The following is a 13,262-nucleotide window of genomic DNA, read 5'->3' as shown; positions in this document are numbered from 1 at the left end:
ACATGCCCAGCGGCCCGATCCTCTGCGTGGACGACGAGCCCAACAACTTGGCGCTTCTTCGCCAGATTCTTGGAAACGACTACAAGCTGGCCTTCGCACGCGACGGCGAACAGGCGCTACGCGTCGCCGGAAAACACACGCCAAGCCTGGTTCTGCTGGATGTGGAGATGCCTGGCATGGATGGTTACCAGGTCGCGGCCGCGCTCAAGGCCAATGCTGCCACCGAGCACATTCCGGTCATCTTTGTCACCGCGCTCAACCGGGAAGTGGACGAACGTGCCGGCTTCGCCTGTGGCGGGGTGGACTACATCACCAAACCCGTTTCACCCTTCATTCTGCGCGCGCGGGTGAACACGCATCTGTCGCTTGTTCGCGCCTCTGCGTTGAACAGCAGCTACCAGGATGCCATCCAGATGCTCAGCGTGGCGGGGCATTACAACGATTCGGATACCGGCGCGCATATCTGGCGCATGGCCGCCTATGCCCGCGTTCTGGCTGAAGCAGTGGGCTGGGAGCTCCCAAGGGCGAAACTGCTGGAACAGGCCGCGCCGATGCATGACACAGGCAAGATCGGGATTCCCGATGCCATCCTCAAGAAGCCGGGCAAGCTGGACTCAGGTGAGTGGGAGATCATGCAGCGTCACACGCTGATCGGGTTCGAGATTCTCAGCCGTAGCAAGGCTCCCTTGTTCGAACTGGCAGCCGAGATCGCCCTCAGTCATCACGAACGCTGGGATGGAACAGGCTATCCACACCGTCTGGCAGGCAGCCGCATCCCGGAATCGGCCCGCATCGTGGCAATAGCTGATGTGTTCGATGCCCTGGCAAGCCGGCGTCCCTACAAGGAGCCGTGGCCGGTGGATGCCGTCGTCGAAAAGATAAGGGAGGGCCGCGGCAGCCACTTCGATCCGCAGATGGTGGATGCTTTTACAACGTGCTTGCCGTATATCCTCGAAGAAAAGCGTTACTGGGATCAGCGCGAGACGGGGCCGATAACTGTCACGGATTGAAGCGTGCAAGCGCATTGATCTGTTGGCCGATACAGGATGCACGGCGAGTACGCCAGCGTACAGTCGCCGACTTGGCTCCGCTCATCAGTTCATAGCATTCTCGGACTACCTTGACAGCCGCGCCCATTAAGCGCGATGTTGTAGCTGATCGTAAGAGCGACATCGAGACCCTAAGCAAGAGATTTTCTTGCGGCGGATTGTCCAAGAATCCATGACCATGCCTACGGAGGCCGATGTGTCACGCACTGAGATGTTCTTGGAAGGGCCTGGTCGACTGATACGCAAAGTCACACCCTGCGGCCTCAAGAGGGACCAACTTCGGTCTTGCCGTAAAGGCCGTATCAATAGGTTGGCAGACCCATCAGAAGCCAGAGCTGTTCGAGACAGCGAAGGAAATATTGCATTGCAAGTGGACAAGGAAGGTTGGAAGTTTCGGTTTCAGGGATCTCCATTCATATGGCAACTCTTGGTTGGATAACAGACGCTATATGACCTCATCGCCTGCCCATACGCTAAAGACCGATCATTGCGAACAATTTGAGATTCTAAGGAATCTTGTAAATAGCATCTCATCCGATATTGGACGTCTCTCAGCGCAAGAGCGTATTAGCCAACTCGAAGCCATCCGGCGCGCTGCGACACGCGCTTATAAGAATGCCAGCCCGTCGCTCGAAGACGCCATTTCTGCACTAGTACTCCGAGCCTGCAATGCGTTCATCGACGCAGACGCCACTTATGCCGAAGACGTCGCAACGCCAGCATCATGTAGCGCCTAAGCTCTTCAATCCGAAGAAGTTAGATCATAATTTTGATTTCACCCCACCACTCTCAAGCAGATCAAACCATCCTCTGGTGATCGGGAATAGCTACCACATAGCTTCGATCAAGACGAATAGTGACATGCCATTGCAAGTAATGACCTGAAGCAGGGCGACCAACTATGCTGCATCACATGGAGCGGACTAACCCCTGAGTTGACACCACGCAGCTTGTCTTGGACGCTACAACCAAGTACTGTCAAATCGGTGACCCGATGATCAGGTATTTGGACGGCTGGCAACTTCACGCCTACGTAGAACATACGGTGGATGGCCCCGGGGAAGCGTGCATATCATCCAGACACCTCGCTCGAGACATACTTCACATCACTCGATTTAGCGCAATGAGATTTCGCTCATCGCGCGAAGCTACCGACTACATCGACGCTCAACTTTTCTCAGTGAAAAGTGTCGCTGACGATGGAACTCTCAGGTTCTAGCGCTTATCAGCCCCTATTTCACGCCGAAACCTTCCGTGACTATAGTTCCTCGACAGTCCTGTTGCGCACTAGGCACCAAAAATAGCTGAACGATCAGAACGCTATGGATAACGGCCACGCCACACGCACCTCCAAACCTCCCAGTTGGTGTGATGTGCCAAGCGATACCAACGCGCCGTGTGAATCAGCAACCTGTTTGACAATGGATAGACCCAAGCCACTACCTTGAACACTGCTACCCAGTGTCCGGTAAAAGCGATCAAAGACGCGCTCACGTTCGTCCTCCGCAATCCCTGGACCACTATCAGCGACGATCAAGATCGCAAGATCCGCCTCGCGACGGACAGAGACCAGAATGCTTCCACCGAGTGGCGTATAGCGGATAGCATTTTCAAGAAGATTACGTGCCAAAGCCGCCAATGCAGCCTCCTCCCCCCTGACATCCACTGTCTCCAACTCAAGAGTCATGTGTTGTCGCTTAAGATAGGAGAGAGCGCTTAGTGCCTCCGCTTCCAACGCGACGATAGCATCAAGACTAAGCCGACTAGTCAGCATTCCACAGATCGCCTCTGCACGGCTAAGTTCCAGTAGTTGTGCGACGAGACGCTCCAGCCTTCCAATCGAGTTGTCCACCAGGTCCTGAGCACGCGCCCTCCCAGCGTCATCAGGCGCAAGCCGAGCATTCTCCGCATGTACTTTCAGCGCGCTAAGTGGTGTCCGCAGCTCATGCGCCGCGTCACCTACAAAGCGACGCTCACGTGCAAGTGCTTCATTAAGGCGCACTAGTAGACCGTTAACCGCTTGAATAAGGCCGTGGACCTCCCTTGGAACATCACGCTGATCCAATGGTGACATGCGTTCTGGATCACGCTGTCCTATTTGGTCAGAAACAAGCTGTAGTGATCGTGTTACATGGTTCACACTCCACCAAATTACCAATGCCATGAGCGGCAGAGCCAGGAGCAATGGCAGCATAGTGCCAGCTGCAATGTCTTCAGCAAGCTCCTCGCGAATATCAGAGCGCTCACCTGACTGGAACCACCGCCCCTCCTTGGTACGCATAGTAAACGTGCGCCATTGCTCACCTCCAATCAGAACGCTGGCATAGCCAGGGGTCAGAGGGGCCAACGGGGTAATCGGCGCACTGTCCGAACGTAGCAGCAACTTTCGATTCGCACCCCAAACTTGGAACGCAAGCTTACTCTCGTAGGCATGCCCATCCTTGTAAGCAAGTGCTTCCCCGACACCTTCCGCCTGTCCATGCCATCCGCGGAGTACGACGGTGTCTCCAGGGAAGGCAACTAGATCACCAAGCGGCTCGTTCACCAGCCCTATCAAAACTCTGGTTGATTGAACTAAGCGCGCATCGAACATCTCACCGGCTTCCTGCAGACCCGCCCGGTAGCTAAAGAACCCCGCAACCGCCATTAGCACACCCAGCGTAGCCAACAGCACTATCAATAGCGTCCGACGCATTGATCTCATTCGTCGGCCCCCGATGATTGACCGAGTGCGTAGCCGATTCCGCGAATCGTCCGAACGATGCCGGCGTCAACCTTACGTCGCAACTGATGAACGTGAACGTCTACGGCGTTGCTGGCTACGTCCTCGTCCCACCCATAGAGATGCTTCTGGATAGTGTCCCTCGCCATCGGCCGGCCATTTTGCTCCATCAGTAGACGTAGCAGAGCGAACTCGCGCCGAGTCAGATCCAAAACTCGCCCCTTCCACCGTGCTTCTAAAGTCGCTGGATCAAGATGGAGGTCTCCCGCATCCAAGGTTGGTTGTACTCGCCCGCTTCGCCGTCTAGTCAAAGCACGCACACGTGCCAGCAACTCTGCAGTATCAAACGGCTTGCCTAGATAGTCGTCGGCACCGACATCCAATCCGAGCGTTCGGTCGATAGGCCGCTCGCGGGCACTTAGCACCAACATTGGAACAGGATTATTGGCAGCGCGCAGGCGACGAATTACTTCAATACCATCAATCCGAGGCAAGCCAAGATCCAGTACAACCAAGTCAAACTCGCCCTCGTCGGCCGCTAGGACCGCTCCATGGCCATCTTGTACCCAATCCACAGCAAAGGCGCCGCGGCGAAGGGCGGTTCGAATCCCTTCGCCCAGCGACAGATCATCTTCGACAAGAAGGATACGCATAGCCGCAGTGTCGTTTCGACATGCCTACTTTGCAATATGGCTCATTACATCCGTCAGCTTCGCCTCCGCCTCACGACGCCTGCCAATGTCCGCCACCTCGCGCCCGGGTCGCGCGGGGGCATCCAAGGCTTTCTGCAAGGCTATGCGTGCCGACCTCCATTCCTTCTGATCACGAAGGAAATCGCCGTAGAAATAGTTGGCATCTATTCCGTCAGGATCGATCTCCAGACCCCGTCGAAGCATCTGCCTAGCCTGGTCATCATCACCGAAGCCTAATGGCCACCCGGGCACCTGATAGTAAAGTGCCCCTAGACTTGTGTACGCTGCACCCTCAAGTGCCTGAGGATCCAGTTTCAGTGCAGCCTCAAAGTCGGCCCGAGCCTGCTTGACCAAACTCAGGGCCCCCATTCCGCCTCTCTCCCCGGCAAGACTGGAAAGCACGATGCCTTCCCAAATAAGGGCTCCTGCATCACGGGGCGCAGCCTGCCGCGTTTGTGCGGCCTGTACAGAAAGCGCAGAAAAAGCAGCTTCCCGCTGCGCCTTTGGCGTCTGGTAGTTGATCTGAGCCCAGCGGTCGCGGACTTGGGCTACGGATGGCGCAGCCTCTGAAACAAAGGCGATCCCTAACAAAACTACGGTGGCAATGAGAATGAGATAGAACATGGGCTTACCCTGTGTGCGCTTCATGGGAGGCGTCCTCTTTGCGAAGTGAAGGTGTGGGATCGATTGCCAGGTTGCTGCTCGCATGTCTTTTGATTACCGGTAGTTGCTTCCGCAAGCTACGATCTACCAGCTCCGGAAATAAACCGTTGAGACGAGCAAACAGACGCTCCGGCCATCCCAACTGCAGGCGCGAATTCCCTGAGCGCAGGGCCTGCAACAACGCTAGGGCGACGTCATCCGCTGAGTCAGAGGTGACGCCCAGCTCAGCATTCATTGCATCTACCGAGGCACTGTTGAAATCTGTGCTTGTTGCTCGTGGTGACAGGTATTGGAAGCTAACGTTGCTGCCTGCGTACTCTCGCCCCAATGCTTCTACTAGGCCCCGCAGGCCAAACTTGCTGGCGCTGTAAGCGGCGAAGCCGGGATATGCCAAGCTTCCGAAGGTCGAACCAATCACTGCGACGCTTGCCTTTGGCTGTCGCTCCAAAGCTGGAAGCAACGCGTGGATCAACAGCAGCGATCCAACCAAGTTTGTTTGCATCAACTGCTCAAGCGATCGATCTGTTTGATCCGCAAACAGACCAAATGCGGCGCCGGCGTGCCCAACCACCAGTATGGAGGGGGGCACCGTCATTGCGGCCACTTGCTCTAGTAGCTCCTGACGACCTGCTGATGTGCCTATGTCGGCGCCCACGGGGAAGACCGTGCCGCTCGGTAACGCGTCTGCCAGCATTGCTAGGCGGTGGGTATTGCGCCCCACCGCGACCACCTTAGCCCCCTGCCCCACTAAGCGAACGCATAGTGGCCGTCCTATGCCACCGCTGGCACCTGTGAGGATAATAGTTCGTCCGGCCAGGTCCATTACGCCACCTCAGCCAGTCGCGTGCCACTGGAGCGCAAGGTTCTGAATATATCGCCATACAGAACGTAGAATCTTTGAGCAGCGCGGACCACCGCCAGCTGATCACAGGGATCGTCTAGCTGGTCCATCAGTGATTTGAAGAAGCCAACGTGCTCAACGTCCAGGTCCCCATGGGAGAGCAAATAACTGAACGCGTTGCGCGGTAGATCCAACGACGTCTGCAATGTATTGGCCGCCTGTGTCGCCAAAGCCACACTAGTGCCCTCTAGTACCAGCACCATTCCGAAGAATCCAACAGGGTTGCCCCGTTGGATGAGATCGTAGGCGTAGCTGACCATCAGCTCGGTGGCTAGCGCCGGTTCCGACACGGCAGCCGCCTCCCGGTCTCCACCCGCTGCGGCAATGTCTTCAAGCACCCATTCTTGGTGCCCCATCTCTTCCTCAATGTACTCACCGATTGCCGTTCGCAACCACTCGAGCCTGGAAGGTAACCGGGAGCCGCACGCCATAAGAAGTGGTACGGTGTGGCGCACGTGGTGATAAGCCTGCTGCAAGAACGCAAGATAGTCGGAACGATCAATGCGGCCTAAAAGAGCATCTCCGATAATGGGGATCTCAAGGAGCCTTTGGCGCTCACTTGTCGTTTGAGCGAGAAGGCCATCGTGAAAGCTCATCTGTTGTCTCCTGTAGTACTGAAGGCGGGCCGCCTGTATGCAGCGTCGATCTGGGCTTGGTAGTGCGCGAGGATCGCCTCACGCTTAGGCCTACCGTTTGCGGTCATCAGGCCCGCTTGCGCGGAGAATGGTGCGGCGGGTACATAGCGCGCGATACGCGCGTAGTCTGGTAGTCCCGCATTAACACTCGCTAGCGCATCCTCTATAGCGCGTTCGCCTTGACCAGCATGTCGCGGCACTAGCACGGCTACGTTATCGGCCTGCGCCTCGCCCCAAACTACTGCCTGGGCGATTGCAGGGTGGGAAACTAGCTCGCTCTCTACCCATTCCGGGGACACGTTGCGGCCGAAGGCCGTGATAAACACATTCTTTCGGCGACCTGTTACATGCACGAAACCCCCATCATCGACGTGCCCAAGGTCTCCGGTGTGGACAGGGCCATCAGGTAGCAGTTCCCCCCCCAAGTAACCAAGCGCCCGTGCGCCTGAGACAATGATCTCTCCGTCGATAATCTCAACCCGCGCGTGCGGCAGCGGCTTTCCGACAGTTCCATCACGTTGAGCGTCGGGTCGGTTAAGGCAAACCACGGAGCCGCACTCTGTGAGCCCGTATCCTTCAAACACCGGCAAATTTATTCGACGTGACCGCGCTAGCAGACCAGGAGAAACCTTTCCTCCGCCAACGGCGAGATAGCGCAGAGAACGCGGAAGAATAGCGCCCTGCTCGGATGCCATCACCAACGCTAATAGCAACTGTGGGACCAAGATGATGCTCTCGGGTTGATAGGCGTGCAGGCACTGCAACAGCCTTGATACATCCAGCCCAGACGCCCCCGTGTAGCCAATCTCTTGAAGAGATGGAAGCGCAATCTCTGCCCCAGCCAAGAGTGTCGCGTAGAGCCCTGCAACGTTCTCCAACAGCGTAGCCAACGGCATCAAGCACAGATGGCGGCGCGGAGATATTCCCTCAGCCGCTCCCGCCAATGAGTTCGCAACAATCAACAACGTTTCTGCGGATAAGCAAACTCCGCGCGGGCGACCTGTGCTGCCCGATGTATAAGTTACACATGCCGTGGCCGCTGGCAGCGCGCTACCATCGGCCGGGTCAAGCCACGCGCCCAGGGCGTCAATAATGGGAATCGAAGCACCGCGCAAAGTACGGCCATGCAGCTTCGACCCCCCATTAGCTGTCACAAGTAGCTGGGCGCCACTGATGTGTAGCGCGTGCTGCACTTGCCCTTCGGAGAAGAACGTTGGGAGTGGGATGTGCACCCCATCGATCACGCGCAAGGCAAGGTCCAACACCAGCCAGTCCGGTCCGTTGTCCAACCTGCTAGCCACACAGACCAAGCCCGCGCCCTGGAGCCATTGCGCCAACTGATGCACCCGGCCGCTAAGAGCCGATGACGTAATCTGGGCGTCCCCGGCAATAATGGGCTGGCGATTCGCATCCAACAGCCCGATAAAAGTCTGCGATGAGATGCTCACCCGGCTTCTCCGGCGTTGTTTAGGCCTTCCGGCATCACTAGAGGACACGCTTGTCCGCGAAGGAATGCGATACCCTCAAGTACGTTTCCGCACATCAAGCGCGGTTGCGTTTCGTAATAACGCCCCCAGTCAGCAGCGCGCTCCCCCATTCGCTCTGCCCGCGCCACCGCTAACTCTATCGGGGCCAGATGCAAGCGAACGAAGGCATTGCGTAGCTGCCTGGTGGCGACAAATAGCACCCAGTCCACCTTCGCGGCGCCAAGCACCCATGCCAGTTGCACAATCAGCTCACGCGCGACCCCAGCCGTGGACGCAGCAAAATGACCGACCTCGACGATCTGGTTTCGTCTGGGAGAGGTAGACAGCCTACTGGCTAAAACCTCCTCCACAGGCGCGTCTAGGTAGTGCTCGACAAATAGAGGGCCAACAGCGGCTTGGCGCAATCCGACAGCGGCAACAAGCTTCCCTTGCGTATCACGGTAAGCCAGCAAATGCGGCATGAATGTGCGCAGCTCTGCGTCGAAGCGCTCCCGGTAAACTGACGAAATGAACGACTCTACCGCTCTCCGCGCGGGATGGTTTGGGCCGATTATTGCCGCATCAGCGAATCTGCCAGGGAGTGGCGCCAGAGGAATCGGGTGTGGGATCGTGTCCATGGGACAGGATCGTGAGGGCTGGCGATTAAGGCAAAATTAGCCTGTTGTTAGACAATGATTAGCCGTTCGCTTAGATTTTGTTAGCGATAGAAAGCACCGCACTTGGCTGCCTACTCCAGCTGAGCCCTTTACGCCGGCGAACCGGCGCCTCTGTATCTTGGTCGTAGGCCCTTTGGAACTCGCGGCGGCTCGTCCAGCCGCAACTATCAGAACTTCACTGCATACGCGCGAGGTCCACGAACTCGCCATTTCCCTGCACAGCGGCAACACCGCCATTGAATCTGTAGGTCTTGAAGAAGATCGTAGTTTTATAGGTTAGAGAGACAACAACCGTTTCGTACTTAAAGGAATCCTCTGACTCAACCTTCAAGCCACAATCCGGAATCGCGGAGTGACGGACTGGATCAATTACTACGCTCTCTGCGCCGCCGAGCCTTGATACCTTTAGATGAGCCACTCTTAGACATCCGGCTTCATCTCTCTTCGTCGTCCAAGCTATTTCCACCGGTACTCGTTTCTCTTCCGGACCAACACTTATCTCTTCGCGATAGGACTTGACTTCGCCAGCGTCGATACCACCACTCAAATCTCTATCGTATAAGAGCATGTTCGCAGGTTGCTTTGCGCCCGCACATCCGACCAAAAACGCTGCAATCATTGCAGCTAGAAAAGAGCCCTTGCGCATCTATTCCCCCTGAAAGTACTCCGGCGAATGACCGGTTACACCTTAATCCTGCAACGCCCAAGGGGAGGATGCAACTCAGCATCACCTCGTCACATGGAAGATATGGGAGCGGCCATGGGTGATAACGGAAAACAAGGTCCGAACGCTTGCGCCTGTAGCCCCAATGAACCGCGAATGCACGCTAATGTAGTAAGGAGTTCGGCGAAACGAAGTGGCAATAACTAAAGCAGCACGTCGGGCCGAAAGCTGATGATCCACGCCGCTTGATCATTCTGAAAGATGCACCTTTCCGGCAACAACCGACAACCGGCGTTCGTCCAGCCATCGCACCAAAGACTCCCGAGTCAGAGGTCGGGAGAAGAAATAGCCCTGAAAGTGAACGCAACCAAGACCCACAAGCAAGTCAAGCTGATCAGCGGTCTCAACTCCTTCCGCCAACGCCTCCATACCCATCACCTGGGAGATCTCTACGATCTTTCCAAGTAGACGACGAGCCCCTTCCTGCCCTACTGCCCCATCCACGAATCTCCTATCGATCTTCAGCTTTCGAACAGGCAGGGAACGCAGTAAAGATAAGGAAGAGTAGCCAGTTCCGAAATCATCAAGCGCCCACGTAACACCTATTCCTTCTAGAGCCTTCATCGTCTCGACTACAGCTTCCGCATCTGTCGACAACGCCGACTCCGTTAGCTCAAATTCCAACAGCGCTGGATCAACTCCATAGGAATTAATTATCCTAGATACGGAGCTAAGAAAGCCCCTATCTGAGAGCTGCACCGGGCTAATGTTCACCGCCATTCTCAACGTACTCGTCGCTGAATCACCAGACCAGTGACGCAGGGTTTCGCAAGCCAGGCGAACAACCTCTAGACCTACCTCACATATCAGCTCGCTCTCTTCGGCAAGAGGTATGAATGTATCGGGCGAAAACATGCTTCCCGACGGATGACGCCAACGGACAAGTGCCTCTACCCCAGTTACGACACCTGAACTAGTCACTTGAGGCTGATAGTGAACTTCGATCTCCCCGTTGCGAACAGCGCTTCGGAGATCGCGCTCCATCCTCAGACGCTGGCCGATATCAATACGATAGATTGCAAAAATGAGCGCGAGCAGCGCCATTGAGACGACCGCATTGAGCCTCGCTCCCCATGCCCTCACTTCCAATGGTGGAGATATCCCGGGGGCGAGAGAATCCAGCGCCCCAATTGAAAAGGTGCAAAATATTCCGAGGCATACAAGCGGAAAGACGAGCGAACCGTAGCGGTATCGAGCCTCAAACGTAAAGGCCGCCCCGGCGGCCAACGGAAGCAGGAATAGATGGGCAGATCTTGGTACCCATTCGATGGGAGCATCGATAACCCCAACTGCACACACTGCAATTAGCACCCCATGAGCAACGATCAGTAGCGAACCGACATCGCTACGTTTGACACGACTGATCGCGAAGAGCCCAACTCCCATCAGGCCAACAAATACAAACGATAGATCACCGCGACCAAAGTAGAGGTAGCAGAGTGTCCACGCTAGACCTAAGAATAAGCATGCAGTGCCAGCTATCGACAATATGGTGCTGATCCTCTCCCGCTGAACCGAACGACGAGCATCGAGGTGACGAGATCTCGCCTGTCGTCCAATTGATCTATTCCGAGCTCGCTCCCCAACCCCCATGTGCGGCACACCTCTTAATGAATTTTCTGTTTGCGCCCGCGCATCCGTGTCCCAGGAGACATCTGGAGACAATCAAGAACAAACAGGAACGCTAGGAAGGACGTTGCAACAAAGCGTAACAAAGGTGCACCGGACGCCCAATACCGCCATTTTCTTGGCGCAAGTCGCTCCAATCCTCGTTTCCACTAGGACAGAAAACTTGTGCAAACTCATCCCCCTTCGACATGACAAAAGTAGCACCGGCTATGCACCTTCCAAGTCCTGATGTTCGTGCAACGCATCCAAGCTTCTGCAGCTAGATTACGTCGATGGAATAGACAACGACGAAAGGCGTCGTTTGCGGCACAGCGAACGGTTGAATGATCAATGACTCGTACCACTAAGCATCCGATGCGCAATCGACGCCTACGAGGTTGCCGCTGAGTTCCGCAGCGACACCGGACCTAGGGAGAACCGATTGGTGCTGCTGTGACATGGCATGGTGGTTGCGCCATCGGCCACCACCATTTGGCGGTAGAGATAGCTCGCGCCGACTATATGGTCGCTACGACAAAGTAGTTTGACGAAGCGCGGCCAGCGAAGCGGAGCCGCAAATATCCAGATGGGGAGATGTCGAGAGGCCTGACCTTTGATATAGTTAGGCGCCTTACTATAGTTATCGACGTATGGACCTAGAGCAGAAGTACCTGGCGCTCATTGAGGAAGCACAACGGCGCGAGCTCGAGGATGTGGAGGGTATTCGGCTTTGCTTCCAGACGCTCTCCCTGGCTTCGCATATCGATCGCGACTGCGCCGCGCTACTAGCTCCACACGGCCTGTCTGAGGGTCGTTTCGTATTATTGTTCCTGCTCGACGCCGCCACCGACGGGCTAGCGCCAAACATCCTAGCTGAACGGGCCGGTGTGTCCCGCGCCACTGTGACGGGGTTGCTTGATGGACTGCAGCGCCAGCATCTGATCTCGCGCCAGGCCGAGGCTAGCGACGGTCGCGCGTTGCGCATCCGGCTCACCAGCGCGGGTAAGACGATGGCGAAGGCGGTGTTTGCGCAGCATAGTCGTTGGATCGCGAGCCTGTTCTATAACCTGTCTATGTCCGAGCGCAAGCAGTTGGGTACCTTGCTGGCAAAAGTTGCCCGGAATCTTGAATAACTTGCACCTTGACGCACCGCGCGCAGCGAATGAAGGTTCCGCCGAAACATCACAAGCGCTGCCGTGCGTCGGCATACAAAGCGCTGCCTTGGCAGATGGAAGCGCTTGTTGGTCAGCGCCAAGCACCAACTGCAGGTGCTTCCTTGAATTGCTCACATTTGGATACACACTGATGGTCTGCATTTATGCAGGCAATTTTGGGGTCCCCTTCCACCTTGGCCTCAAGCTCCATTGCTTACCCTCGCAGCTCGCCCGGCGTTCGCTACGTTCCCACTCCCCTCAAACGAAACTCAGACTAAGCATTTAGCGAGTTCGGTGAAAAAGGGGCCAACTTGCGGGGATGCAGGATCGCTGCATCCGACACCTGCAAGCGCTCCCTCGAAAGATGCAACTAAGCCCGCTCGTCCGAACACCTAAAAAACTTAAAGTAAAGGAGAAATTTCTTGTCACACTACCTAGTCGAACTCTACACACCAAAGGCAGCATGGGTGGCGTTGCCGAGCGAAAAGCGGCATGAATTCCTAGACGGAATTGGAAGCGCTATGGGCAATCTGACAGCTCTTGGGGTCGAAGTTCTGGCGCTTGCCGAGATCGAATCCGACATCGACCATTCAAGTACCCACCGCTTCCTCGGCGTCTGGCGCTTTCCCGATCCTCAGGCGCGCAACGCGCTGCTGGCAGGCATCAAGGCCTGCGGCTGGTATGACTACTTCGACCATGTGAATGCAGCAAGCAACGCAGGCGGATTCGCACCTCATCTAACAGCACTGATGGATGCGTAATGCCCCTCTTCAATCCAGCTCTTCTCCCCAAAAGAGCAACTCAATGCTATTGACCTAGAGCATAGGGCGAGGCAACTGCCTCGCCCTAGCTTCTTTCACTCCCTCTCTGCCTTCACAGAATTCCGACAGGAGACTTCCATAGGAAATCTGTGTAGAGACCAATCCAATGCACGCCCAGCACCCATCGCCCCCCCCTTGCTCTTTACATTA

General features: G+C 56.1%; 12 protein-coding genes. 3 read left to right on the top strand and 9 right to left on the bottom strand.

Annotated features, from left to right (window positions below):
- Nucleotides 1-2: 2 nt before the first annotated feature.
- Nucleotides 3-1,010: a response regulator gene (locus tag AC1VWL_RS02280; protein ID WP_482985585.1), complete on the top strand. Its 1,008-nt coding sequence runs from the start codon at nt 3-5 to the stop codon at nt 1,008-1,010.
- 1,351 nt (nt 1,011-2,361) lie between these two features.
- Here the strand turns inward: AC1VWL_RS02280 and AC1VWL_RS02275 are convergent.
- The 9 genes from AC1VWL_RS02275 to AC1VWL_RS02235 all read right to left on the bottom strand — a co-directional run bounded on the left by AC1VWL_RS02275 (nt 2,362) and on the right by AC1VWL_RS02235 (nt 10,573).
- Complete coding sequence (locus AC1VWL_RS02275; protein WP_482985584.1) at nt 2,362-3,753, bottom strand: ATP-binding protein; 1,392 nt, start codon at nt 3,751-3,753, stop codon at nt 2,362-2,364.
- Nucleotides 3,750-4,424 (bottom strand): response regulator transcription factor, encoded by a 675-nt coding sequence (locus tag AC1VWL_RS02270; protein WP_482985583.1) that lies wholly within the window; start codon nt 4,422-4,424, stop codon nt 3,750-3,752. Before AC1VWL_RS02270 ends, AC1VWL_RS02275 begins: the two co-directional genes overlap by 4 nt.
- 24 nt (nt 4,425-4,448) lie before the next feature.
- Nucleotides 4,449-5,111: a hypothetical protein gene (locus AC1VWL_RS02265; protein ID WP_482985582.1), complete on the bottom strand. Its 663-nt coding sequence runs from the start codon at nt 5,109-5,111 to the stop codon at nt 4,449-4,451.
- Complete coding sequence (locus AC1VWL_RS02260) at nt 5,092-5,949, bottom strand: SDR family oxidoreductase (protein ID WP_482985581.1); 858 nt, start codon at nt 5,947-5,949, stop codon at nt 5,092-5,094. Before AC1VWL_RS02260 ends, AC1VWL_RS02265 begins: the two co-directional genes overlap by 20 nt.
- Nucleotides 5,949-6,623, bottom strand: a complete 675-nt coding sequence (locus tag AC1VWL_RS02255; protein WP_482985580.1) for an iron-containing redox enzyme family protein — start codon at nt 6,621-6,623, stop codon at nt 5,949-5,951. The genes AC1VWL_RS02260 and AC1VWL_RS02255 overlap by 1 nt, the downstream gene beginning before the upstream one ends.
- Nucleotides 6,620-8,056, bottom strand: a complete 1,437-nt coding sequence (locus AC1VWL_RS02250; RefSeq protein WP_482985621.1) for an AMP-binding protein — start codon at nt 8,054-8,056, stop codon at nt 6,620-6,622. Before AC1VWL_RS02250 ends, AC1VWL_RS02255 begins: the two co-directional genes overlap by 4 nt.
- A gap of 50 nt (nt 8,057-8,106) precedes the next feature.
- Nucleotides 8,107-8,766, bottom strand: coding sequence for a thermostable hemolysin (locus AC1VWL_RS02245; RefSeq protein WP_482985579.1), 660 nt, complete (start codon nt 8,764-8,766; stop codon nt 8,107-8,109).
- Nucleotides 8,767-8,980: 214 nt separating this feature from the next.
- The gene (locus tag AC1VWL_RS02240) at nt 8,981-9,451 is read right to left on the bottom strand and encodes a hypothetical protein (protein WP_482985578.1); all 471 of its coding nucleotides are present in this window, start codon (nt 9,449-9,451) and stop codon (nt 8,981-8,983) included.
- Between the two features lie 267 nt (nt 9,452-9,718).
- The gene (locus AC1VWL_RS02235; protein WP_482985577.1) at nt 9,719-10,573 is read right to left on the bottom strand and encodes an EAL domain-containing protein; all 855 of its coding nucleotides are present in this window, start codon (nt 10,571-10,573) and stop codon (nt 9,719-9,721) included.
- A 1,214-nt stretch (nt 10,574-11,787) separates the two neighbouring features.
- On the opposite strand from AC1VWL_RS02235, the gene AC1VWL_RS02230 reads away from it, so the two are divergent.
- The gene (locus tag AC1VWL_RS02230; protein ID WP_482985576.1) at nt 11,788-12,270 is read left to right on the top strand and encodes a MarR family winged helix-turn-helix transcriptional regulator; all 483 of its coding nucleotides are present in this window, start codon (nt 11,788-11,790) and stop codon (nt 12,268-12,270) included.
- A 443-nt stretch (nt 12,271-12,713) separates the two neighbouring features.
- Nucleotides 12,714-13,052: a DUF6616 family protein gene (locus tag AC1VWL_RS02225; RefSeq protein WP_482985575.1), complete on the top strand. Its 339-nt coding sequence runs from the start codon at nt 12,714-12,716 to the stop codon at nt 13,050-13,052.
- Nucleotides 13,053-13,262 lie beyond the last annotated feature (210 nt).

It is taken from the genome of Stenotrophomonas sp. STEN063 (genome assembly GCF_056854515.1).
The sequence above is the reverse complement of the archived record's forward strand: the minus strand, read 5'-3'. Positions and strand labels throughout refer to the sequence as shown.